Consider the following 21,199-nt stretch of genomic DNA (forward strand, 5'->3'; position numbering starts at 1 on the left):
ATAACGAGCCACCGGGCGCTGGAATTAAGGGCGCAGGTTCAGCCCCCGAAGCCGATCTGCGCAATCAGCCAGACATTGGCGCAACTGATGACCGCGAACAGAAACCACGCCAACAGTCGGGTCGGCAGGCGGTTAACGAAAGGCCCCATCAGTTTTTTATCGCCGGTCATGCGGATCAGCGGGTACAGCGCGAACGGCAGTTGCAGGCTGAGCACCACCTGGCTGAGGATCAGCAACTTGCCCACCGCGTCGTCGCCCATCAGCCACACACCGAGGAACGCCGGTACCAGCGCCAGCCCGCGGGTGATCAGGCGCCGTTGCCAGCAGGGGATTTTCAGCTCCAGGTAGCCTTCCATAATCACTTGCCCGGCGATGGTCCCGGTGAAGGTCGAGCTTTGCCCCGAGGCCAGCAGCGCCACGCCGAACAGGACGCTGGCCATCGCGCCGCCCACCAGCGGGTCGAGCATGCGGTAGGCGTCCTGGATTTCGACCACGTCGGTATGGCCACTCTGGTGAAAGGCGGCAGCTGCGAGAATCAGGATCGCGGCATTGACCAGCAGCGCCAGGGCCAGGGAGCCGATGGTGTCGATGCGCGACAGGCGTACGGCGTCCAGTTTGCTGGCGTAGTCCTTGCCGGTCAGGCGGGTTTGCACGATGGAGCTGTGCAGGTACAGGTTGTGTGGCATCACCGTGGCGCCAATGATCCCGATGGCGATGTACAGTGGCGCGGCACCGCTGATCGCAGACAACGACGGTTTGAAGCCGTCGAACACATCCGGCCAATAAGGCTTGATCAGTACCAGTTCAACGAAAAAACAGCCGACGATGGTCATTACCAGCGCCAGCATGATCGCTTCAAGCCGACGAAACCCCCTGCCTTGCAGGGCCAGCACGAGCAGGGTGTCGAGGGCGGTGAGGGCGATGCCGGTGGTCAGCGAGCAGCCCAGCAAAAGGTGGAAGGCCAGGGCACAACCGAGCACTTCGGCCAGGTCGGTGGCGATGATCGAGATTTCTGCCAGCAGCCATTGCACCCGCGCCGAGCGCTTGCTGTAGCGCTCACGGCACAGCTGCGCCAGATCGCGGCCAGTGGCAATGCCCAGGCGTGAACACAGGCATTGCACGGCCATGCCCGCCAGGCTGGCGAGCAGCACCACAAACAGCAGGTTGTAGCCATAGCGCGAGCCGGCTTCAATGGCGGTGGCCCAGTTACCGGGGTCCATATAGCCGATGCTGATCAGCAGGCCGGGGCCGGCAAAGCGCAGCGCGCGCTTGAAAAACGGCGCGCGGGCGTCGACGGGCACGCTGCCACTGACTTGCGAGGGGCAGAAGGGCGCAGTGGCGGTTGTTGGCAGGCTGAATTTCAAGCGCAGGCTCCGGGGTCAGACGGGGTGCGGCAAGGGCACGGGGGTGAGCACCGGTTTGCCGGCATGGAAGGCCCGCAGGTTGTCGACCACCAGTTGCACGGTGGCCTCGACGGCATCGGGCGACTGGCCGGCTACATGCGGGGTCATGACCACGTTGCCCAGGCTTTTGAGCGGGTCGGGCACCAAAGGCTCGTCTTCAAACACATCAAGCCCGGCCCCGGCGATCTTGCCTGTGGCGAGGGCGGCGATCAGGGCGTCGGTGTCGACCACGCTGCCGCGGGCAATATTGATCAGGTAACCATCAGCGCCCAGGGCGTCCAGCACGGGGGCGTCGACCAGATGGTGGGTGGCACTGCCGCCCGGGGTGGCGACGACCAGGAAATCCACCTGGCTGGCCAGTTCAAGCACGCTGGCGCAGTAGGTGTAAGGCGAGTCAGAGTGCGGCTGGCGGCTGTGGTAGCTGATGCTCATGTCAAAGCCGTGGTCCGCACGTTTGGCGATGGCAGCGCCGATGGCGCCGAGGCCGATAATCCCCATGCGTTTGCCCGACAGTGATGGCTGGCGCACCTTGACCCATTCGTTGCGCCGGATGCTAGCGTCGGCCTGGGGGATGCCGCGCACCACGGACAACAGCAGCGCCATCGCATGATCGGCAACCGACGAAGCATTGGCTCCGGCGCCAAAAGTCACGGTAATACCCAGGTTACTGGCGGCCTGCAGGTCGACCTGCTCAAAACCGGCACCAATCACGCAGATAATGTTGAGCAGGGGCAGGGCGGCCATTTCATCGGCATGCAGGCCCAGCGGGCCGCGGGTCAGCACCGCGTCGATCCGGGCGCCGTGGCGGGCAATGGCCTCGGCGCGGCTGGCGGGGGTGGGCGCAAGGATCAGTTCGTAACCCTGGTGTTCCAGCATGTGCAGGTAATCGTTAACGCTCTCTACCAGCACCAGCACAACGTGGGACATGGTTATCTCCAGCCAGGGAATGTCAAGAATGAGCCGAGATTAACACCGGTCTTGGCTGCTTTTCCCTGTATCAATTCGATACAAGCGCTCTATTACAGCTTTTTTCAACCGTGTGGCGGTCGGGTCGAGTCCTGTGCTGGAGCCGGGCCGGGTCGGCCTGTTACCATTCGCCCTTTGTTTTATCTCCATTTCGAGACCGCCCATGACCACCGTTCGCACGCGCATTGCGCCATCGCCTACCGGCGACCCCCACGTCGGCACCGCTTACATCGCTTTGTTCAACTACTGCTTTGCCAAGCAGCATGGCGGCGAATTTATCCTGCGCATCGAAGACACCGACCAGTTGCGTTCGACCCGCGAGTCCGAGCAGCAGATCTACGACGCCCTGCGCTGGCTGGGTATCACCTGGAGCGAAGGCCCGGACGTAGGCGGCCCGCACGGCCCGTACCGTCAAAGCGAACGCAGCGACATCTACAAAAAGTACACCCAGCAACTGGTGGATATGGGCCACGCCTTCCCGTGCTTCTGCACCGCTGAAGAACTGGACCAGATGCGCGCCGAGCAGATGGCCAAGGGCGAGACCCCGCGCTACGACGGTCGTGCGCTGCTGTTGTCCAAGGAAGAAGTTGACCGGCGCCTGGCCGCTGGCGAGCCTCACGTGATCCGCATGAAAGTGCCGACCGAAGGCGTGTGCGTGGTACCGGACCTGCTGCGCGGCGACGTTGAAATCCCGTGGGACCGCATGGACATGCAAGTCCTGATGAAAACCGACGGCCTGCCAACGTACTTCCTGGCCAACGTGGTCGACGATCACCTGATGGGCATCACCCATGTACTGCGTGGCGAAGAGTGGCTGCCGTCGGCACCCAAGCTGATCCTGCTGTACGAATACTTCGGCTGGGAACAACCGCAGCTGTGTTACATGCCGCTGTTGCGCAACCCGGACAAGAGCAAGCTGTCCAAGCGCAAGAACCCGACCTCGGTGACGTTCTACGAGCGCATGGGCTTTATGCCTGAAGCGATGCTCAACTACCTGGGCCGCATGGGCTGGTCGATGCCGGACGAGCGCGAGAAGTTCTCGCTGCAGGAAATGGTCGACAACTTCGATCTGAGCCGTGTGTCCCTGGGCGGGCCGATTTTCGACGTTGAGAAGCTGTCCTGGCTCAACGGCCAGTGGCTGCGTGACCTGCCGCTGGACGAGTTTGCCAGCCGCGTGCAGCAGTGGGCGCTGAACCCTGAGTACATGATGAAGATCGCGCCGCTGGTACAGGGCCGGGTCGAGACTTTCAGCCAGATCGCACCCCTGGCCGGGTTCTTCTTCTCGGGTGGCTTGCAGCTCGATGCCAAGCTGTTTGAGCACAAGAAGCTGTCCAACGAGCAAGTGCGCCAGTTGATGCAGTTGATCTTGTGGAAGCTCGAGAGCCTGCGTCAGTGGGAAAAGGACGCTATCACCGGCTGCATCCAGGCCGTGGTTGAAAGCCTGGAGCTGAAGCTGCGTGATGCCATGCCGCTGATGTTCGCCTCGATCACGGGGCAGGCCAGCTCGGTGTCGGTACTGGACGCGATGGAGATCCTAGGGCCGGACCTGACCCGTTTCCGTCTGCGTCAGGCGCTGGACCTGCTGGGCGGCGTGTCGAAGAAAGAAAACAAGGAGTGGGAAAAGCTGTTTAGCGCGATGGGTTAACCAGAGTTTAATAATCCGTAGCAGCTGCCGAAGGAACGAGGCTGCGTTCGATTGCGAAGCAATCGTAAATTCTAAATGCACGTTTTTTCAGGCAAATCGAGCATTCTGCATTTACGGCGGCTACGCCGCCGGACGCAGCCTGCGGCAGCTGCTACAAGGTTTTGCTTGGGGTTTGGCCCCGTATTTACGGGGCAGGAAGGGTAAGTGGTTGTTCTCACGGCAAATTTTTTTAAAAAAGTTTAAAAATAAGTTTGACAGCCTACCGATCCAGTCTTAATATGCGCCCCGTCAACACAGCAACACGAAACAAGCAGAACGCAACACAGCAACACCCAACACGGTTAGTTTGGGGCTATAGCTCAGCTGGGAGAGCGCTTGCATGGCATGCAAGAGGTCAACGGTTCGATCCCGTTTAGCTCCACCAAATTTACTGTTCAATGCCTGGCCACACCGGCATTGAATCGACCAGCACTCAGCGCTGGTCAAGTTAGAAGGTTTGTGTCCCCTTCGTCTAGTGGCCTAGGACACCGCCCTTTCACGGCGGTAACAGGGGTTCGAGTCCCCTAGGGGACGCCAGTTTTACAGAAGCAGCACTTCGGTGTTGCTCCGCCGCCAGGCGATAAATCGGGGCTATAGCTCAGCTGGGAGAGCGCTTGCATGGCATGCAAGAGGTCAACGGTTCGATCCCGTTTAGCTCCACCAATTTACAGTTCAATGTCGGGCCACACTGGCATTGAATCGATCAGCACTCAGCGCTGATCACTGTTAGAAGGGTTTGTGTCCCCTTCGTCTAGTGGCCTAGGACACCGCCCTTTCACGGCGGTAACAGGGGTTCGAGTCCCCTAGGGGACGCCACGATTACCCGCTTTGCGGGATTTATAAGGGTCATTCGATTATTGAATGGCCCTTTTGTTTGTCTGCAGTTTTTTAATTCCTGCTCTTCAAGTTTCCCGTCGCCCCCTCTGCGTTACACTGCGCTCCTTATTTATGTACAGGGAGACAAGGCATGAGTTGGGATTTGGCAGCACCGTTCATCATTGACCTGCAGGTGCAGGCTGAAGACATCGACGGGTTTGGCCATGCCAATAACGCAGCCTATGTGGTCTGGCTCGAACGCTGTGCCTGGCGCCATTCGCAGCGCCTGGGGCTGGATCTTGCCGAGTACCGTCGCCTCGACCGCGCCATGGCCGTTTCCCGCCATGAGATCGACTATCTAGCCAGCGCCTACGAAGGCGACGAACTGCAACTGGCCACCTGGATTGTCGATTGCGACCAGCGCCTGCGCATGACCCGCCACTTTCAGCTGGTACGCCCCAGCGACGGGGTCACCCTGTTGCGTGCGCAAACCACCTTTGTCTGCATCGAGCTGTCGACCGGCAAGGCCAGGCGCCTGCCTGCCGAGTTTCTCGAAGGTTACGGCCCGGCTGTCGTGACGGCCTGAGTCTGAGCCCCTGCACATACCGATTGCCTGCAGAACCGCGTAAACTGCCGCACGTTTTTCATGAGAGTCACCCATGCAAATTGCTTTGGCGCCGATGGAGGGGTTGGTCGACAACATCCTGCGTGATGTCCTGACCCGCACCGGCGGTATTGATTGGTGTGTGACCGAATTTATTCGGGTCACCGAGCGGCTGTTGCCTGAAGCCTACTTCCATAAACTCGCCCCCGAGTTGCAGCACGGTGCGCAGACGCGCTCCGGCGTGCCGCTGCGGGTGCAGTTGCTGGGTTCCGACCCGGCGTGCCTGGCCGACAACGCTGCGCTGGCGGTGGAACTGGGGAGCGGGGTGATCGACCTCAACTTTGGCTGCCCGGCCAAGACCGTAAACAAGTCCCGTGGCGGGGCAGTGCTGCTCAAGGAGCCTGAACTGCTGCACGCCATTTTGCTGCAAGTGCGCCGCACCGTGCCTGCGCATATCCCGGTCACCGCCAAGATGCGCCTGGGCTTCGATACGCCGGACAGCGCCAACGAGTGCGCGATTGCTCTGGCCGAGGGCGGCGCCAGCCAGATCGTGGTGCATGCGCGGACCAAGATGGATGGCTACAAGCCACCCGCGCATTGGGAATACATCGCCCAGGTGCAGGAAGCGGTCAAGGTGCCGGTGTTTGCCAACGGTGATATCTGGTCGGTTGAAGACTGGCGCCGATGCCGCGAAATCAGCGGGGCCGAAGACATCATGCTGGGCCGTGGGCTGGTGTCGCGGCCTGATCTGGCCGCGCAAATTGCCGCTGCCCGCGCCGGTGTTGAGGTAGTGCCTATGACCTGGGCCGATTTGCAGCCCATGATCCGCGACTTCTGGGCCCAGGCCGAAGCCCAGCTGACCCCGCGCTCGGCGCCGGGGCGGCTCAAGCAGTGGCTGGCGATGCTGACCCGCAACTACCCTGAAGCGGTGGTGCTGTTCAATGCCATGCGCCGTGAAACCGACTGTGAGAAGGTCCGGCACCTGGTCAACAACCCGCCTGCCGATGCTGCCTGAAGCACCTGAAAAAATTTCAAAAAAAGCCCTTGAAATGATTTTGCCGGTCCCTATCTAAGGGGTACGCGATGCCGAAACCGGGTCGCGTAACAAAATCTCGCTGAAATCAGGAGGATGAAATTATGAGCAACGCTTTTTCAATGGCGCCACTGTTCCGTAATTCTGTCGGCTTTGACCGTTTTAGTGATCTGTTTGAAACCGCACTGCGCAACGATTCAAGCGGCGGCTACCCACCTTACAACGTTGAAAAACGCGGTGAAGACAGCTATCGCATCGTGGTTGCGGCAGCAGGCTTCCAGCAAGATGATCTGGACCTGCAAGTAGAGAAAGGCGTGCTGAGCGTGAGCGGCAGCAAACGCGAAAGCACCAGCGAAGAAGGCGTGACCTTCTTGCATCAAGGTATTGCACAGCGGGCATTCAAATTGTCCTTCCGTCTCGACGACCATATCGAGATCAAAGGCGCAAACCTGAGCAACGGTTTGCTGAGCATCGACCTGCAGCGGGTGGTGCCGGAAGAGGCAAAAGCCAAACGCATCCCGATCAATGGGGATTCGCAGCCTGCCCTGCAAAACTGATCTGAGCATGTGCCAGGCAAGAACCCCGTCCAGGTGACGGGGTTCTTTCTATCCGCAGTTTGTAACGAGCAGTACGCAGGCATTTGTCCCCGATCCTCTCCCCGGGGCAAGTGCCTGCATTTCACCTCACTCGCAATCCTTCACTTGCCCGCCTGACCTGCCGTCAGCTGGTTTTTTTGCAGGTTTTTTTCGGCTTTGTAGCGCAAGGCTACGTCGGGTACGCCGCCACTTTTGCCGGTTTCCACCCAGTTGCGAATCCGCCCGGCATCGGCGAAGTGAGTGTATTTGCCAAAGGCATCCAGAATCACCAGGGACACCGGGCGACCGCCCATTTCAGTGACCAGCACCAGGCAATGGCCAGCCTGGTTGGTAAAGCCGGTCTTGGTGATCTTGATATTCCATTTGTCTTTTCTGACCAGGTGATCGGTGTTGCTGAAACCCAGGCTGTAGTTGGGTTTGCGGAACGCCACGGTCTTTTCCTTGGTGGTGCTCAACTGGCTGAGCATCGGGTAGTGCCGCGCCGCGGCCAGCAGCTTGCTCAGGTCGCGGGCAGTGGACACGTTGTGGATCGACAGCCCGGTGGGCTCTACATAGTGGGTGCTCATCATGCCCAGGCTTTTGGCCTTGGCATTCATCGCCGCGATAAACGCCACATAACCGCCCGGATAATGGTGGGCCAGGCTGGCGGCTGCGCGGTTTTCCGAGGACATCAGGGTGATCAGCATCATTTCGTGACGCGACAGCTCACTGCCAATCTTCACCCGCGAAAACACCCCCTTCATCTCCGGCGTGTCGCTGATATTGACCGAAATGGACTCATCCATTGACTGCTTGGCATCCAGGACCACCATAGCGGTCATCAGTTTGGTGACGGAGGCAATGGGCACGATGGCGTCCGGGTTGCTGGCAAAAATCACTTTGTTGGTTTGCAGGTCCACCAGCAGCGCGCTGCCTGAGGCGATATGCAGTTTTGAGGTATCCCGTGGGGCCGAGGTGCTTTCAGCCGCTGCGGCGATTGAAGAGGCGCTGGTGCCTGCCAGAACTAAACACAGGCTTAATATGGAAAGATGAATTTTCACGCAGAATGACTCAAGAATGGTTGGGAAGTACCTGGCTGCAACGGCTGTTATACACATGACGTTACATTTAGTCAGTATGGATCAACGGCGGCAGAAATGCCTGATTTCGCTGGGGTTTATGAGAGAAAATCCGGCCAGGAGGTCTTCAGCGGTTTTTTCGCCCGCTGACGCCAGCCAGACGAGGGTTCGTGCCTGCACGAGCCTAGCAGGGCAAAGCTGTTGGCTGGCTGAACAGGCTGGTTAGGCATGGCGCTGCAATGGTGTAAAATGCCGGCCCTTGAAATTGACCGGCCGGCCTGATGACTCCTGAAGCGTTAACCACCCTGCACCAGCACTTATTGACTGCGCTGGGCACTGCCCCCGCCGAAACCCGGCGTTTGTTTCATGGGCGCGGTCGCTGCTGGCCAGGGCTTGAGCAGTTGACGGTGGACTGGTTGCAGGGCGTGGTGCAGGTGTCCCTGTTCAAGGAGCCTGAGGCCGCGCAACTGGCTGCCCTCAAGCAATTGCTGATGGCCCTTGCGCAATCCCCGCAGTGGCAAGCCAGCGCGGCCCACACCCTGGTGCTGCAACATCGCTATACCCTGCAAAGCGACACCGAATGGCTGGTGGGCGCGGCGGTTGACGAGTGGACGCTGACCGAAGGCGGCCTGCGCTATCGGGTGGACCTGGGCCGCAAGCAGAACAACGGTTTGTTTCTCGATATGCGCTACGGTCGTGACTGGGTGCGGGCCAATGCCGAGGGCAAGCGGGTGTTGAACCTGTTTGCCTACACCTGCGGTTTTTCCGTGGCAGCCATAGAAGGCGGGGCGCAGCATGTGGTCAACCTCGACATGTCCCGTGCGGCCCTGAGTCGTGGGCGTGACAATCATCGCCTGAACGGGCATGACATGAGCAAGGTGACATTCCTGGGCCATGAACTGTTCAAGTCCTGGGGCAAGGTGAAAAGCACCGGGCCTTATGACCTGGTGATCATCGATCCGCCGTCATTTCAGAAAGGCAGCTTTCTGCTGACCAAGGACTACCAGCGCGTGGTGCGCCGCCTTCCGGAGCTGCTCAGTGAAAACGGTACGGTGCTGGCCTGCATGAACGACCCGGCACTGGGCTCGGATTTTCTGATCGATGGCGTCACCCGGGATGCGCCGAGCCTGCGTTTTGTGCAGCGCCTGGACAACCCGCCGGAGTTCCCGGACGCGGATGTGGAATGCGGCCTCAAGGCGCTGGTGTTCCGGCAGGGTGCTTGAAGGGCAAAAAAAAGCCCGCAGGGGAGGCGCGGGCAAGGGGTTCATTGAATGAGCAATGAGCGCAGTGAATATACCGGCCGTTGCGTGCAAGGAATGTGAAACAAAATTCATGGTTCTGCGGGTGCTCGTGACCGTAGCAGCTGCCGCAGGAACAAGGCTGCGTCCGGGGGCGAAGCCGTCGTAAAGTCAGAACACAGGTTTTTACAGATAAACCGCATGCTCAGGTTTTACGATCGCTTCGCAATCGAACGCAGCCTCGTTCCTTCGGCAGCTGCTACGGGGGGGTTACTTGGTGCGCGACGACTCAAACAGGAACCACACGCGGCGTTCGGCTTCGTCGATCCAGTTTTCCAGCAGGCTGGTAGTCGCCACATCGCCCAGCTCGGAGCACATGTCGTGGGTCTCGCGCATATAGGCGGCCAGCTGGATGTTGTCTTCACGCAGCTCTGCCAGCATGTCTTCCGGCGTCACGAAGTCGGCGTCGTTGTCCAGCAGGCGTTGCAGTTTCTTGATGTGGCCGATGGAGCGGATTGTGGTGCGCCCCAGCTTGCGTACACGCTCGGCAATGGCATCGGTGGTCGCGTAGATCTGGTCAGCCTGCTCGTCGAGCAGCAGGTGGAAATCACGGAAATGCGGGCCGGACATGTGCCAGTGGAAATTCTTGGTTTTCATGTAGATGGCGAAGGTGTCTGCGAGCAGCGCGTTCACTTCGGCTGCAATATCGATACAGGCTTGTTCGCTCAGTGCCGTAGGTGTCCGCAGATCGGCCTTTCTGCTTTCCTTGGCGGATTTCAGGTCTTTCATGGTGGTTCCTCGTGGCAGCGGTTGATCGGAATTAACGTCTCTTGAGTGCGGCTGACTAAAGACCAGGTTTGGCCTCTCGTCAAACACGGCGGGCCGTTTTCAAGCGGTCCGCGTCAAGTTATGAGGGCAGCAGAGCAAGATCGTTCAAGACTTTTTGCCCCGATGTTGCGACCCTTTGCCGCTGCTGATTACCGGATTGTTTTCAATGCCTGATTCACTTGCTCGAACCGCGTTTGTGCGCGGCACCCTTGCCTGCCTTCCGCTGACCCTGGCGTGCGCGCCCTGGGGGTTGCTGGCCGGCTCCACCGCCATTGATGCCCAGTTGAGCCCCGCGCAAAGCCAGGGGCTGTCACTGTTTGTGTTTGCCGGTGCGGCGCAGCTGGTGGCGATTGGCATGATCAAGGGCGGCGCCAGTGCGATTTCGATTCTGGTCACTACCTTGCTGCTGACTTCGCAGCATTTGCTTTATGCCATGCACCTGCGCCCGCTGGTGGCGCCGCTCGAGCCCAAATGGCGTTTCGGGTTGGGCTTTTTGCTCACCGATGAGTTCTTTGCCCTGGTCAGCCCGTTCGACCAGAGCACCTTCAACCGCTGGTACGCGCTGGGGGTGGGGCTGTGCATGTATGTGGGCTGGAATATTTTCACCCTGCTGGGCGTGGTGCTGGGCAAGAGCATTCCGGGCCTGGACCAGCTGGGGCTGGAATTCTCGATTGCCGCCACCTTTATCGCGTTGATTACGCCCGTGGTGCGCAATATCCCGACTGTGGTCTGCGTGGCAGTCTCGTTGTTCACTGTGGTGCTGTTCAGTCACTGGCAGTGGGAGTCGGCCATTGTGCTGGCAGGGCTGGCGGGTATGGTCGCGGGCTATGCCTGCAAGCGTCTGGGAGGGTATTGGGCATGATCTGGGCAATTATCGGCGGGATGACCTTGATCCTGTTTTTTAACCGCTACCTGTTTCTGGAACCGCGCTTGCCCATTCGCCTGAATCGCGGGGTAAAGGAGTTTTTGGGCTTTGCAGTACCGGGAATGCTGACGGCGATTTGCGGGCCGATCATTTTCGTCAAAGACCATCAGCTGGACCTGAGCCTGGCCAACCCGTACCTGCTGGCCGGGTTGTGCGCCATCGGGCTAATGCTGTGGCGCCGCAACGTGTTGCTCAGTGTTGTGTTGAGTGTTGCGCTGTTCTATGTGTTTCGCGGCTGGCTGTAAGCTGGGCGGCGGCGCGCGAGGTGAACGGGCCGCCGACGGCAACGCCGTCGCTGACCACATACCAGCACGCCAGCAAGCCGTCGGCACGCAGCGGGGCGGGAACGGCACTGCCGATTACCGACATGACATGAATCTTGGGCATACCTACCTCCTTCAACAATGGCGCTACCTTACGGGTTGGGCCGCTGCGCTAGAAATCATTGCGCGTGATAGTCGTCATTGATGCCGATGAGGTGTCAGTCAACCACCTGGTCGAGCATGTGCATCACTTCCTGGTCGCTCAGCAGCCCTTCGCGCACCAGGTGCTGGGTCAACAATGACAACAGTTTGGCAGTGCGATGACCTTCGAGCTGCTTGAGCTCGGTCAGGGTGTTGTACACCTTGCTGGAGGTGCAGAGCCCGACGATATGGTGCGGGTTTTGTGTAGGCATAAAGGTCGTCCTTGTTTTTATGTGTGTGTCGGTGATGGCGCCGATGGCGCTCCATAATGCCGCAGTACGCGGCACTATGATGTCTCATCCGCGACATTCACATCATCTGTCCGGACCCGTCGGCACTGTGCCGGGGTTACCAGCGTGGCGGGCCGTAATAGCCCCGCGGCGGACCGTAATACACCGGTTGCGGCCGGCCGTAATAGCCCTGATAGTAAACGGGCTGGGGCGGCTGTACATACACCGGTTGCGGTTGGTAATAAACCGGTGGCGCCTGTACATAAACCGGCTGCGGCTGCACATACACCGGTTGTTGCACATACACCGGGCGCTGCTCGTGGCCTGCTATTACCGAGCCAACCACCGCTGCACCCACCACCGCGCCAAAAATTGCAGGCCCTGGCCCCCAGCCACCATGGGCGGATGCCTGCCCTGCGACAGCCAGGGCGCCGATAAGCAAAGCGATTTTGGGGATGCTACGCATCTTGATAATCCTCGAGTTCCAGCCCCGATGTTTCGGCCTGCACCAGGCCGCAGATAAACCCGGGGGTAACATTAAGACCGTGTTTTTTTAAAAAACTGCGAAGTGCCCGGGTAAATTTTGTGTAAGGTTTGCTGGCGCTGAGACGTTTCAGCTCTGGCAGCTGCACTATGATCGAACAATTTTTCCGATACGGCTTGTGCCGTCCATCTAAAAGCCTTCAGCAAGGAGATGAGCATGCAAATGAATCCGAACAAAGACACCCAGCTGTGCATATCGTTGTCAGGTCGACCGGGGAATTTCGGGCTGCGTTTTCATAATCATCTATACGAACAACTGGGCCTGAACTTTTACTACAAGGCTTGCAGCAGCAAGGACCTGGCAGGTGCCGTTACCGGAATCCGCGCCCTGGGCATTCGCGGCTGCGGGGTGTCGATGCCGTTCAAGGAGGCCTGCATCGAGCTGGTGGACGAACTGGATGCATCGGCCCGGGCCATTGCCTCGATCAATACCATCGTCAATACCGACGGCCATCTTAAGGCCTACAACACCGACTACATCGCCATTGCCCAGTTGTTGGACAGCCATAAAGTACCCAAGGACACCACCTTTGCCCTGCGTGGCAGCGGCGGTATGGCCAAGGCCGTGGCTTCGGCATTGCGTGATGGTGGATATCGCAATGGCCTGATCGTTGCGCGTAACGAGGCAACAGGGGCGGCCCTGGCGGCAAGCTGCGGCTATGAATGGCAACCTGAGCTGGGCGCGCAGCGGCCGCACATGCTGATCAACGTGACACCGGTGGGCATGGCGGGCGGGGCTGAAGCCGATGATCTGGCCTTTGCCGCAGAGGCTATCGACAGCGCGGATATCATCTTCGATGTGGTGGCGATCCCGGTTGAAACACCGTTGATCGTGCGTGGTCGTGCCCAGGGCAAGCAGGTCATCACCGGGCTTGAGGTGATTGCCATCCAGGCGCTGGAGCAGTTTGTGCTGTACACCGGCGTTCGTCCCACTGCCGAGCAGTTTCAGGCTGCCGTGGCATTTGCCCGCAGCTGATTACGCTTGCGGGCGGCGTGAAGGGTGTTATTCCAGCTCAGCCAGACGCGCCTCAAGGGCGGTAATCCGCGCTTCGAGGGCTTCAAAACGCTCCAGCGATACGCTTGAACTGCTGCTGCGCTCCGCAGGTTGCTGGCGCGCAGCCATGATCGTGTCGATCTCGGCCGGGTCACCCAGTGCGTGCATGTAACGGTCTTCGCGCTGGCCGCTCTGGCGCGGCACCAGCAGGGCCAGATCACGGGCAATCAGGCGTTCGAGCTGGTGCTGGACCTGTTCGGTGTCTTCAAAATCGTGCATGCGCGAACTGCGGGTCAGCAGCTCGTTGAGGGTTTGCGGCCCCCGCAGGAACAGCAGGCCCAGCAGCACCACTTGCGCAGGCACCAGTTCCAGCGCCTTGTCGACCTTGTGCTCCCAACGATCAGCACGGCTGCCCATTACCAGGCGGGTAAAGCCACGGCCTTCGAGGGCGCGCAGGCTTTGCCCGACCTGGCCCTGGGTCAGGTTGAGCACCGGCTCGCGGCTGGTTTTCTGGTTGCACGCCAGCACCAGGGCATTGAGCGTCAGGGGGTAGGTTTCAGGGTTGGTGGCCTGTTTCTCGATCAAGGAGCCAAGAATGCGGATCTCGGTGCTGTTGAGCAGGGGGCCTGCGTCAGAATCGTTTTTTACGTTTTCTGAAAACTGATCAGCCGGAACGTCCATTTTCATCTCCAATTTGAGTCACCGTTGCCAGCGGCCATTGTGGGGTTTTTTACGCGCTAGAGCGACTGGCATGTGATCGCTGGGGTGTTGCTCATGGTCGCTCAGCGGTTGACCAGCCTGGCGGGCAGGGCGACTACCAGCAGGCAGCTCAGCAGCAGGCAACTGGCGAAGAACCACAACGCCCCGGAACTGCTGCCCGTGACGTCAATGGCGATGCCCATCAGGGAGTTGCTCACCAGCCCGGCAATATTGGCCAGGGAGCAGGCCAGGGCGAAGCCGGTCGCGGCTGCGCGGCCGGTGAGAAAGGTGGCCGGCAAGCTGAAAAACACCGGCACGGCACCGAGGATGGCAGCCGAGGCAATGGCAAAGAGTAGAACGATCGCCAGCAGGTTGTGGCTGAAAAAGGTACTGGCTGCCATTGCCGTCGCGCCGACCACAAAGGGCACGATGATATGCCAGCGACGTTCGCGATGCCGGTCGCTGCTGGCGCCGATCATCAGCATGCCGATCAGGGCAGCAAGGCTGGGCAGGGCAGTGAGTACGCCAATATGGAAGTTGTCGGTTGCCCCGGCGTTACGGATCAAGGTCGGCATCCAGAAGGCCAGGGCGTAGGCGCTGAGCAGGATGGAGAAGTCGATACCGCCCAGCATCCAGACCTTGAGGTTGAAGAATCCGTCGCGAAAGCCGGACTTGCTGTGCTGGCCCTCTGCGTGGTCCTGACCCAGTTGCTGCTGCAGTAACGCTTTTTCGTCGGCGTTCAGCCATGTTGCCGTGTGATGGCTGTCGGGCAGCACCCAGAGGGCCAGAATGCCCAGCAATACGCTGGGGATCGCCTCGAGCACAAACAGCCACTGCCAGCCGCGCAGCCCCGCGACAGTGTCGAAGGCGCCCATGATCCAGCCCGACAGCGGCCCGCCGACCACACTGGAGAGCGGCATGCCGATCATAAACAGGGCGATGATGCGCCCTCGTCTCTGGGTCGGGAACCAGGTGGTCAGGTAATACAGCACCCCGGGCAGAAAACCCGCCTCGGCAACCCCCAGCAGAAAACGCACGGCATAGAACTGGGTAGGGGTAGTGACCAGCAGTGTGCAGGCCGAGAGCAGGCCCCAGGTGATCATTATCCGTGCGATCCAGACCCTGGCCCCGACCTTCTCCATAAGCAGATTGCTCGGTACTTCGAACAGGATATATCCGACAAAAAACAGCCCCGCGCCCAGGCCATAGGCCGTTTCGCTGAACTGCAGGTCGCCGAGCATCTGCAGTTTGGCGAAACCAATATTGATCCGGTCCAGATAGGCCGCCAGATAGCACAAGCAGAGAAAGGGGATAAGCTTGCGGGTGATCTTGCCATACAGCGCCTGGGCCGTTTCCGCCGCAGGCGCTGTAGAGGGATGAGCAGAGAGCATGTGGGTGTCCCGGGGCTGAGCGTGGGGTTGATCTTCATACACCAGAGGGGCGCTGGCGTGTCTATAATCGGCGCACATTCCATTCCTGCCCACAGACTGTCGAGACTTCCATGACTATCTCCCTGTACGCTGCTTCCGTTCCTGTGTTCAAACAAATGCTCAACGCCCTGAGCGGTGTGCTGGCCAAGGCCGAGGCACACGCCACAGCCAAGAACATCGACCCTAGCGTGTTCTTGCAAGCACGTCTGGCGCCGGACATGTTCCCGCTGGTGCGTCAGGTGCAAATCGCAGTTGATTTTACCAAGGGGGTCAGCGGCCGTCTGGCTGAAATCGAATTGCCGAAATACGACGACAGCGAAGTGACCTTTGCTGATCTGCAAGCGTTGATCAGCAAAGTGCTGGCGTTTGTTGACGGGATCAAGCCTGAGCAAATCGACGGTAAGGAAGGCATTGAAATCATCACCCGCCAGGGCACGCCGAAAGAAAAACGCTTTACCGGCCAGGCTTACCTGCTGACTTATGGCCTGCCGCAGTTCTTCTTCCATGTGACCACGGCTTACGCGATCCTGCGGCACAATGGCGTTGAAATCGGCAAGCGCGATTACATGGGCGCTTTCTAAGCAAGCGCACTGTGCCAGCACCCCGGTCATTCAGACAGACCGGGTTGCAAGCATCGCAGGCAAGCCAGCTCCCCCAGGTTTGTTGGTGCCCTTAAAACCGGGTGCTGGCCCGCCCCACTTGCCTCAACCCTGTTGCAGGGACTGATCTTCCTTGGCCATGCAGGCCGCAGCTGTGAACAGCACATCGGTGGAGGAGTTGAGTGCGGTTTCCGCCGAGTCCTGCAAGATGCCGATAATGAAACCCACGGCCACTACCTGCATGGCAATCTCGCTCGGGATGCCGAACAGGCTGCATGCCAGCGGAATCAACAGCAGCGAGCCGCCCGCCACACCCGATGCGCCGCAGGCGCAAATGGCCGCCACCACACTCAACAGGATGGCTGTCGGAATATCCACCTCGATCCCCAGCGTATGCACGGCCGCCAGGCTCAGTACCGTGATGGTAATCGCCGCGCCCGCCATATTGATGGTGGCACCCAGCGGGATGGACACCGAGTAGGTGTCTTCATGCAAGCCCAGTCGCTCGCTTAACGCCATGTTCACCGGGATATTGGCCGCCGAACTGCGGGTGAAAAACGCGGTAATCCCACTTTCACGCAGGCACAAAAACACCAGCGGATAAGGGTTGCGACGCAGCTTCCAGAACACGATCAGCGGGTTGACTACCAGCGCCACAAACAGCATGCAGCCGATCAGCACCGTGAGCAGGTGCAGGTAGCCCAGCAGGGCGCCGAAGCCTGAAGAAGCAAGGGTGGCAGCCACCAGGCCGAAGATGCCCAGCGGGGCAAAGCGGATCACCACACGCACGATCAGGGTGACACCGTTGGACAGGTCATTGAGCACGGTGCGGGTGGTGTCGCCAGCATGGCGGATTGCAATGCCCATGCCGATGGCCCACGCCAGGATGCCGATAAAGTTGGCATTCATCAGCGCACTGACCGGGTTGTCGACCACGCTCAGCAACAGGCTTTGCAGTACTTCGCTGATACCGCCAGGGGCGGTGATGGCAATGTTTTCGGTGGCCAGCACCAGATTCGACGGGAACAGCATGCTGGCGATAACGGCCACCACGGCGGCAGCAAAGGTGCCAAACAGGTACAGCACCAGAATCGGGCGGATATGGGTTTCCTGGCCGTGCTTGTGGTTGGCAATCGAGGCCATGACCAGCACAAAAACCAGAATCGGTGCAACGGCTTTCAGGGCGCTGACAAACACCTTGCCAATAAAGGCCACCGAAAGCGCTGCCGAGGGCGCAAGCCAGGCCAGCAAAATACCGGCGAGCAGACCTATCACAATCTGGGTCACCAGGCTGGTGCGCTTGAGCTTTTGCAGCAGGGTAGGTGGAGCGTCAGTCATAAGGGTTTCTCTAGTTGTTCTGGGTAGTGCATTGAAAAACTGTGGGGCGATCAGCGGCAAACGGGCAGGCTGATCGACGCAAGTCGGCGGGATGCGAACTTTATCATAGACGTGTAGGGGCTTTCCTACGCAGGGGCAATCTGCCACATCCGTACAGGGGAGGTTGCGGGTGACATGGCCGCACCCCGCAGCATTCTGTTACCATTGCCTATCCCCCCTTTTCTTCAAATCAGCGGGCCTTTCGGGCTTTCGCTGGCCTCGTTGTCTCTGGAGTTATTCATGCTGTTGCCCATCCTGCTGCTGTCCGCGGCCGGCTTTACCGTGCTCACCACCGAGTTTGTCATCGTCGGCCTGCTGCCTTCGATTGCCCGCGACCTTGAAGTCAGCGTGCCCCAGGCAGGTTTGCTGGTGACCTTGTTCGCCTTCACGGTTGCGGCCCTTGGGCCTTTTTTGACCGCCTACTTTTCGCGCTTTGAGCGCAAGCGCCTGTTTATCTCGATTCTGCTGATGTTCGCTTTTGCCAATACCGTGGCGGCGCTGGCGCCCAATATCTGGGTGATGGCTTTTGCCCGGCTGCTGCCCGCATTGGGCTTGCCGGTGTTCTGGGCGTTGGCCAGTGAAACGGCAGTGGATATCGTCGGCCCGGATTACGCCGGGCGGGCGATTGCCAAAATCGGTTTCGGTATTGTCTGTGCGACGGTGTTTGGTATCCCGGTAGGCACTTTGATCTCGGATGCCTGGGGCTGGCGCAGTGCCTTCGGCATTTTGGCCGCTGTCGCCCTGGCCAAGGCCTTGCTGTTGTGGCTGTATTTGCCCGTGACCCGGGTGGTGAAAGAGCATGTCACCTTGAGCTCACAGTTTGCCCTGCTGCGCAGCCCGCTGATGATCGGCCATATCGTGCTGTCAGTGCTGGTGTTCAGCGGGATGTTCACGGCCTACACCTATCTGGCTGATATCCTTGAGCGTCTGGCAGGTTTTGACGGCACGCTGGTGGGGTGGTGCCTGATGGGCTTTGGCGCCGTCGGCCTGATCGGTAATTCCCTGGGCGGGCGCATGGTGGATCGTCATCCGCTGATCGCTTCGATGGTGTTTTGTGCCTTTATGATTGGCGGCCTGGTGGCGCTGGTGCCGAGCATTCACTCAACCCTGGGCCTGGCGGCGGCGATGGGCATCTGGGGGGTGACGCAGGCCGCGATGTTTCTGGTCAGCCATGTACGGCTGATGAAAGTTGCCCCCCATGCCCCGGCATTTGCCGCGTCGCTTAACATTGCCGGGGCCAACCTGGGGATCGGTCTGGGCGCCATGATTGGTGGCCGGGTTATCGATAACTATGGCCTGGGCAGCCTGGGGTTTGCTGCCGCCGGGTTCATCCTGATCTCGATTCTGCTGGCCTTGTTGCTGATGACCGCCAAGGTGCGCCCTGCCTGCGCTAGCGCGGGGTAAACAACTCGCGCCGCGCCCCCTCGGTAATCGCAACGATGCCGGGGTGGCGGATCTTGCGCTCCACGGTAATGGCGTAGAACGATTCGGTGACCGCCTCGGTGTGGCCGATCAGTTCAACATCAAACTGGCGTATCACCTCCTGGGCAATCACGCTGGGCGCGATAAATACGCCGATCCCGGACTGGCCGAAAGCCTGCATGAGTGCGCTGTCGTCAAACTCGCCAACAATTCGCGGCTGTATCTGCTGCTCGGCCAGCCAGCGCAGCAGGCGGCTGCGTAGCATGGTTTCGGGACCTGGAATCAGAAGTGGCGCGCCTTGCAGGCAGTGCGGGAAGTTTTCGGCATAGTCTTTGGCAAGTGTCGCAGTGGCAAAAAAGCTGATACCGCATTCGCCCAGTTTCTGGCTAAAACCTTTGATATCGAGGTGCGAAGGCATGGGGCTGTCGGAAATCACCAGATCCAGTCGTTGAATCGCCAGGTCTGCCAGTAGCCGATCGAGCTTGTCCTCGCGGCAGGTAATGCGAATCGGTTTATCCAGCTCCATCGTCGGCGCAATCAGGCGATACACAATCGACTTGGGTACCACATCGGCCACGCCCACCCGAAACAGGATCTGCTGCTCCTTGGGCGCCATGCGCAACATGCTCTCCAGTTCACTGCCGACCTGAAAGATCTGCTCGGCATAAGGCAACACTTGCCGACCGGTCTCGGTCAGCTCCAGTTGCCGCCCGACCCGGCGAAACAATGGCAGGCCATAGGTATCTTCGAGCAGGCTGATTTGCCCGCTGATGGTCTGCGGCGTGAGGTTGAGCTGCTCGCAGGCACGGACAATGCTGCCGGTTTTGGCAACCACCCAAAAGTAATGGAGCTGGCGGTAATTAAGCATCAGCGTAGTAACACTTCGTAAAAACCGAAGTATAGCGCTTAAAAATACGAATTTTCCTGAAGTGTTAGCTTCTCTAGAATCACGCGTTATGCGCAAGCCACTCCGGTGGCCGCCGGTTTAGAGAGGAATACAAGCATGAACATCAAGAAATCAGCTGTTGCAGTGCTGTTGTCGGCAGGTTTGCTGGCGATCGCGGGTTGCGACCAGGCGGAAAAAGCCGCGCAACAAATGCTGAGTAAAACAGCTGAGTCCGCCAAGCAGGCAATTGACGACACCCACAAGGCCGCTGAACAAGCACTGAGCGAAGCTACCGGTGGGCTGATCGAAAAAGAAAAGCCTGAGCAAGAAAAAGAACAATCTTCCCAAGCCATTTAACGTGTCTTAACGCAGAGTCCGAACACACCTATGGAATATCTTTTACAACTGGCTGCCAGCCCCGCAGCCTGGGTCGCTTTGGCCACGTTGATCGTGATGGAAATCGTGCTGGGCATCGATAACCTGATCTTTATCTCGATTCTCACCAACAAGCTGCCGGAGCAATACCGCACCAAGGCCCGCCGTATCGGTATCGGCATGGCGCTGATCCTGCGTCTGGGCTTGCTGGGTACCATTGCCTACATCGTTCAGTTGACCACGCCGGTGTTTGAAGTGCTGGGCAAGGCCTTTTCGTGGAAGGACATGATCCTGATTGCCGGCGGCCTGTTCCTGGTGTGGAAAGCCACCAGTGAAATTCACCACAGCATGACGCCACAGGTGGAAGAAAAAACCGACAGTGTGACGTCGAAAGTCACCTTGGGCTTTGCCGCTGCCATCGGCCAGATCCTGATGCTCGACCTGGTGTTTTCTATCGACAGCATCATTACCGCAGTGGGCATGACCGAGCACTTGCCGATCATGGTGATTGCTGTGGTGGTAGCGGTGATGGTGATGCTGCTGGCTTCGGAGCCTTTGGCCAAGTTCATCAACGACAACCCGACCGTCGTGATGCTGGCCCTGGCCTTCCTGATCATGATTGGCATGACCCTGATCGCCGAAGGTTTCGGTGCCCATGTGCCTAAAGGTTATGTGTATGCCGCGATGGCGTTCTCGGCCACGGTTGAAACCTTGAACATTGTGGCGCGTCAGATCCGCGAAAAACGTCAGGCTGCCTTGGTGAAATAATCGCAGCTTGTAATAAAAAAGCCGCTTGCCCTGATCAGGGTGAGCGGCTTTTTTGTGCGATCAATGTGCGTTGACGGCGCCAACCACAGGTTTTTCCGGCGCTTCTTCAGGTTTTGCCTGCACCTGCGGGTGATGATGGCGGCTAATACGCATCAGACCCCAGAGCATGGCCCCGGCGACGGCCAGCCAGCCGGCGATCAGCAGGAAAATAGTCAGTATCGGGCTCATCAGTGCCTCCTTTGCCCCCTACGGGCTCAAACA

24 protein-coding genes and 4 tRNA genes are annotated in these 21,199 nt (G+C 59.3%); 16 read left to right on the forward strand and 12 right to left on the reverse strand.

Features of this window, described 5'->3' with window-relative positions:
• Positions 1 to 38: 38 nt before the first annotated feature.
• On the reverse strand, positions 39 to 1,364 hold the full coding sequence (locus BLU25_RS00240) for an Nramp family divalent metal transporter (RefSeq protein ID WP_016780344.1): 1,326 nt from the start codon (positions 1,362 to 1,364) through the stop codon (positions 39 to 41).
• A 15-nt stretch (positions 1,365 to 1,379) separates the two neighbouring features.
• A complete protein-coding gene (locus BLU25_RS00245; RefSeq protein WP_016780345.1) occupies positions 1,380 to 2,330 on the reverse strand; it encodes a 2-hydroxyacid dehydrogenase in 951 nt (316 codons plus the stop codon).
• Positions 2,331 to 2,532: 202 nt separating this feature from the next.
• Here BLU25_RS00245 and gltX point away from each other — a divergent pair, with 202 nt between their 5' ends.
• The 8 genes from gltX to BLU25_RS00285 all read left to right on the forward strand — a co-directional run bounded on the left by gltX (position 2,533) and on the right by BLU25_RS00285 (position 7,063).
• Entirely contained in the window at positions 2,533 to 4,014 is a 1,482-nt protein-coding gene (gltX, locus tag BLU25_RS00250; RefSeq protein WP_016780346.1) for a glutamate--tRNA ligase, read from the forward strand.
• 348 nt (positions 4,015 to 4,362) lie between these two features.
• Positions 4,363 to 4,438: transfer RNA gene (locus BLU25_RS00255), tRNA-Ala, on the forward strand.
• 76 nt (positions 4,439 to 4,514) lie between these two features.
• Positions 4,515 to 4,590, forward strand: a tRNA-Glu gene (locus BLU25_RS00260).
• A gap of 50 nt (positions 4,591 to 4,640) precedes the next feature.
• Positions 4,641 to 4,716 (forward strand) — tRNA-Ala (locus BLU25_RS00265).
• Positions 4,717 to 4,793: 77 nt separating this feature from the next.
• A tRNA-Glu gene (locus tag BLU25_RS00270) sits at positions 4,794 to 4,869 on the forward strand.
• A gap of 151 nt (positions 4,870 to 5,020) precedes the next feature.
• Positions 5,021 to 5,455: an acyl-CoA thioesterase gene (locus tag BLU25_RS00275; RefSeq protein WP_016780347.1), complete on the forward strand. Its 435-nt coding sequence runs from the start codon at positions 5,021 to 5,023 to the stop codon at positions 5,453 to 5,455.
• A 73-nt stretch (positions 5,456 to 5,528) separates the two neighbouring features.
• The gene (locus BLU25_RS00280; protein WP_083369462.1) at positions 5,529 to 6,488 is read left to right on the forward strand and encodes a tRNA dihydrouridine synthase; all 960 of its coding nucleotides are present in this window, start codon (positions 5,529 to 5,531) and stop codon (positions 6,486 to 6,488) included.
• 122 nt (positions 6,489 to 6,610) lie between these two features.
• Positions 6,611 to 7,063, forward strand: coding sequence for an Hsp20 family protein (locus BLU25_RS00285; RefSeq protein WP_016780349.1), 453 nt, complete (start codon positions 6,611 to 6,613; stop codon positions 7,061 to 7,063).
• Positions 7,064 to 7,203: 140 nt separating this feature from the next.
• Here BLU25_RS00285 and pbpG read toward each other — a convergent pair whose 3' ends face one another.
• Positions 7,204 to 8,142: a D-alanyl-D-alanine endopeptidase gene (gene pbpG / locus BLU25_RS00290; RefSeq protein WP_016780350.1), complete on the reverse strand. Its 939-nt coding sequence runs from the start codon at positions 8,140 to 8,142 to the stop codon at positions 7,204 to 7,206.
• A 299-nt stretch (positions 8,143 to 8,441) separates the two neighbouring features.
• On the opposite strand from pbpG, the gene BLU25_RS00295 reads away from it, so the two are divergent.
• Positions 8,442 to 9,383, forward strand: a complete 942-nt coding sequence (locus tag BLU25_RS00295) for a class I SAM-dependent methyltransferase (RefSeq protein ID WP_016780351.1) — start codon at positions 8,442 to 8,444, stop codon at positions 9,381 to 9,383.
• 285 nt (positions 9,384 to 9,668) lie between these two features.
• Here BLU25_RS00295 and BLU25_RS00300 read toward each other — a convergent pair whose 3' ends face one another.
• On the reverse strand, positions 9,669 to 10,187 hold the full coding sequence (locus BLU25_RS00300; protein WP_016780352.1) for a Dps family protein: 519 nt from the start codon (positions 10,185 to 10,187) through the stop codon (positions 9,669 to 9,671).
• A 205-nt stretch (positions 10,188 to 10,392) separates the two neighbouring features.
• Here BLU25_RS00300 and BLU25_RS00305 point away from each other — a divergent pair, with 205 nt between their 5' ends.
• Positions 10,393 to 11,088, forward strand: a complete 696-nt coding sequence (locus BLU25_RS00305) for an AzlC family ABC transporter permease (protein WP_016780353.1) — start codon at positions 10,393 to 10,395, stop codon at positions 11,086 to 11,088.
• Positions 11,085 to 11,396 (forward strand): AzlD domain-containing protein, encoded by a 312-nt coding sequence (locus BLU25_RS00310; protein WP_016780354.1) that lies wholly within the window; start codon positions 11,085 to 11,087, stop codon positions 11,394 to 11,396. The genes BLU25_RS00305 and BLU25_RS00310 overlap by 4 nt, the downstream gene beginning before the upstream one ends.
• On the opposite strand, the gene BLU25_RS23650 is transcribed toward BLU25_RS00310, so the two are convergent.
• The 3 genes from BLU25_RS23650 to BLU25_RS00325 form a co-directional block, all read right to left on the reverse strand.
• Positions 11,344 to 11,538, reverse strand: coding sequence for a hypothetical protein (locus BLU25_RS23650; protein WP_081481031.1), 195 nt, complete (start codon positions 11,536 to 11,538; stop codon positions 11,344 to 11,346). The genes BLU25_RS00310 and BLU25_RS23650 overlap by 53 nt on opposite strands.
• Positions 11,539 to 11,632: 94 nt before the next feature.
• Complete coding sequence (locus BLU25_RS00320; protein WP_016780355.1) at positions 11,633 to 11,827, reverse strand: hypothetical protein; 195 nt, start codon at positions 11,825 to 11,827, stop codon at positions 11,633 to 11,635.
• Between the two features lie 136 nt (positions 11,828 to 11,963).
• On the reverse strand, positions 11,964 to 12,311 hold the full coding sequence (locus BLU25_RS00325) for a hypothetical protein (protein WP_016780356.1): 348 nt from the start codon (positions 12,309 to 12,311) through the stop codon (positions 11,964 to 11,966).
• Positions 12,312 to 12,545: 234 nt separating this feature from the next.
• On the opposite strand from BLU25_RS00325, the gene BLU25_RS00330 reads away from it, so the two are divergent.
• Entirely contained in the window at positions 12,546 to 13,364 is an 819-nt protein-coding gene (locus BLU25_RS00330) for a shikimate 5-dehydrogenase (RefSeq protein WP_016780357.1), read from the forward strand.
• A 27-nt stretch (positions 13,365 to 13,391) separates the two neighbouring features.
• On the opposite strand, the gene BLU25_RS00335 is transcribed toward BLU25_RS00330, so the two are convergent.
• A complete protein-coding gene (locus BLU25_RS00335; protein ID WP_016780358.1) occupies positions 13,392 to 14,063 on the reverse strand; it encodes a YceH family protein in 672 nt (223 codons plus the stop codon).
• A gap of 101 nt (positions 14,064 to 14,164) precedes the next feature.
• A complete protein-coding gene (locus BLU25_RS00340) occupies positions 14,165 to 15,472 on the reverse strand; it encodes an MFS transporter (RefSeq protein WP_016780359.1) in 1,308 nt (435 codons plus the stop codon).
• Between the two features lie 110 nt (positions 15,473 to 15,582).
• Here BLU25_RS00340 and BLU25_RS00345 point away from each other — a divergent pair, with 110 nt between their 5' ends.
• Positions 15,583 to 16,092 (forward strand): DUF1993 domain-containing protein, encoded by a 510-nt coding sequence (locus tag BLU25_RS00345; RefSeq protein WP_016780360.1) that lies wholly within the window; start codon positions 15,583 to 15,585, stop codon positions 16,090 to 16,092.
• A gap of 123 nt (positions 16,093 to 16,215) precedes the next feature.
• Here the strand turns inward: BLU25_RS00345 and sstT are convergent, their stop codons facing one another.
• On the reverse strand, positions 16,216 to 17,448 hold the full coding sequence (sstT, locus tag BLU25_RS00350) for a serine/threonine transporter SstT (protein ID WP_016780361.1): 1,233 nt from the start codon (positions 17,446 to 17,448) through the stop codon (positions 16,216 to 16,218).
• 279 nt (positions 17,449 to 17,727) lie between these two features.
• Between sstT and BLU25_RS00355 the strand changes: the two genes are divergently transcribed.
• Entirely contained in the window at positions 17,728 to 18,891 is a 1,164-nt protein-coding gene (locus BLU25_RS00355; RefSeq protein ID WP_016780362.1) for an MFS transporter, read from the forward strand.
• On the opposite strand, the gene nhaR is transcribed toward BLU25_RS00355, so the two are convergent.
• Positions 18,878 to 19,777 carry a transcriptional activator NhaR gene (gene nhaR, locus BLU25_RS00360; protein ID WP_016780363.1) on the reverse strand — a complete coding sequence of 300 codons (900 nt, stop codon included), beginning with the start codon at positions 19,775 to 19,777 and terminating at the stop codon, positions 18,878 to 18,880. The two genes, BLU25_RS00355 and nhaR, sit on opposite strands and share 14 nt — an antisense overlap.
• Before the next feature lie 135 nt (positions 19,778 to 19,912).
• On the opposite strand from nhaR, the gene BLU25_RS00365 reads away from it, so the two are divergent.
• Complete coding sequence (locus BLU25_RS00365) at positions 19,913 to 20,152, forward strand: hypothetical protein (RefSeq protein ID WP_016780364.1); 240 nt, start codon at positions 19,913 to 19,915, stop codon at positions 20,150 to 20,152.
• A 30-nt stretch (positions 20,153 to 20,182) separates the two neighbouring features.
• On the forward strand, positions 20,183 to 20,938 hold the full coding sequence (locus BLU25_RS00370; protein WP_016780365.1) for a TerC family protein: 756 nt from the start codon (positions 20,183 to 20,185) through the stop codon (positions 20,936 to 20,938).
• 60 nt (positions 20,939 to 20,998) lie between these two features.
• On the opposite strand, the gene BLU25_RS23515 is transcribed toward BLU25_RS00370, so the two are convergent.
• Positions 20,999 to 21,166 (reverse strand): hypothetical protein, encoded by a 168-nt coding sequence (locus BLU25_RS23515; RefSeq protein WP_016780366.1) that lies wholly within the window; start codon positions 21,164 to 21,166, stop codon positions 20,999 to 21,001.
• Positions 21,167 to 21,199 lie beyond the last annotated feature (33 nt).

Source organism: Pseudomonas fragi (assembly GCF_900105835.1).
Lineage (GTDB): Bacteria > Pseudomonadota > Gammaproteobacteria > Pseudomonadales > Pseudomonadaceae > Aquipseudomonas > Aquipseudomonas fragi.

Bases quoted from the DNA above. Each gene is read 5' to 3' on its own strand.
- BLU25_RS00245 (WP_016780345.1), bottom strand. From the start codon at position 2,330: ATGTCCCACGTTGTGCTGGTGCTGGTAGAGAGCGTTAACGATTACCTG.
- gltX (WP_016780346.1), top strand. From the start codon at position 2,533: ATGACCACCGTTCGCACGCGCATTGCGCCATCGCCTACCGGCGACCCC.
- BLU25_RS00275 (WP_016780347.1), top strand. From the start codon at position 5,021: ATGAGTTGGGATTTGGCAGCACCGTTCATCATTGACCTGCAGGTGCAG.
- BLU25_RS00280 (WP_083369462.1), top strand. From the start codon at position 5,529: ATGCAAATTGCTTTGGCGCCGATGGAGGGGTTGGTCGACAACATCCTG.
- BLU25_RS00285 (WP_016780349.1), top strand. From the start codon at position 6,611: ATGAGCAACGCTTTTTCAATGGCGCCACTGTTCCGTAATTCTGTCGGC.
- BLU25_RS00295 (WP_016780351.1), top strand. From the start codon at position 8,442: ATGACTCCTGAAGCGTTAACCACCCTGCACCAGCACTTATTGACTGCG.
- BLU25_RS00300 (WP_016780352.1), bottom strand. From the start codon at position 10,187: ATGAAAGACCTGAAATCCGCCAAGGAAAGCAGAAAGGCCGATCTGCGG.
- BLU25_RS00305 (WP_016780353.1), top strand. From the start codon at position 10,393: ATGCCTGATTCACTTGCTCGAACCGCGTTTGTGCGCGGCACCCTTGCC.
- BLU25_RS00310 (WP_016780354.1), top strand. From the start codon at position 11,085: ATGATCTGGGCAATTATCGGCGGGATGACCTTGATCCTGTTTTTTAAC.
- BLU25_RS23650 (WP_081481031.1), bottom strand. From the start codon at position 11,538: ATGCCCAAGATTCATGTCATGTCGGTAATCGGCAGTGCCGTTCCCGCC.
- BLU25_RS00320 (WP_016780355.1), bottom strand. From the start codon at position 11,827: ATGCCTACACAAAACCCGCACCATATCGTCGGGCTCTGCACCTCCAGC.
- BLU25_RS00325 (WP_016780356.1), bottom strand. From the start codon at position 12,311: ATGCGTAGCATCCCCAAAATCGCTTTGCTTATCGGCGCCCTGGCTGTC.
- BLU25_RS00330 (WP_016780357.1), top strand. From the start codon at position 12,546: ATGCAAATGAATCCGAACAAAGACACCCAGCTGTGCATATCGTTGTCA.
- BLU25_RS00335 (WP_016780358.1), bottom strand. From the start codon at position 14,063: ATGGACGTTCCGGCTGATCAGTTTTCAGAAAACGTAAAAAACGATTCT.
- BLU25_RS00340 (WP_016780359.1), bottom strand. From the start codon at position 15,472: ATGCTCTCTGCTCATCCCTCTACAGCGCCTGCGGCGGAAACGGCCCAG.
- BLU25_RS00345 (WP_016780360.1), top strand. From the start codon at position 15,583: ATGACTATCTCCCTGTACGCTGCTTCCGTTCCTGTGTTCAAACAAATG.
- sstT (WP_016780361.1), bottom strand. From the start codon at position 17,448: ATGACTGACGCTCCACCTACCCTGCTGCAAAAGCTCAAGCGCACCAGC.
- BLU25_RS00355 (WP_016780362.1), top strand. From the start codon at position 17,728: ATGCTGTTGCCCATCCTGCTGCTGTCCGCGGCCGGCTTTACCGTGCTC.
- nhaR (WP_016780363.1), bottom strand. From the start codon at position 19,777: ATGCTTAATTACCGCCAGCTCCATTACTTTTGGGTGGTTGCCAAAACC.
- BLU25_RS00365 (WP_016780364.1), top strand. From the start codon at position 19,913: ATGAACATCAAGAAATCAGCTGTTGCAGTGCTGTTGTCGGCAGGTTTG.
- BLU25_RS00370 (WP_016780365.1), top strand. From the start codon at position 20,183: ATGGAATATCTTTTACAACTGGCTGCCAGCCCCGCAGCCTGGGTCGCT.
- BLU25_RS23515 (WP_016780366.1), bottom strand. From the start codon at position 21,166: ATGAGCCCGATACTGACTATTTTCCTGCTGATCGCCGGCTGGCTGGCC.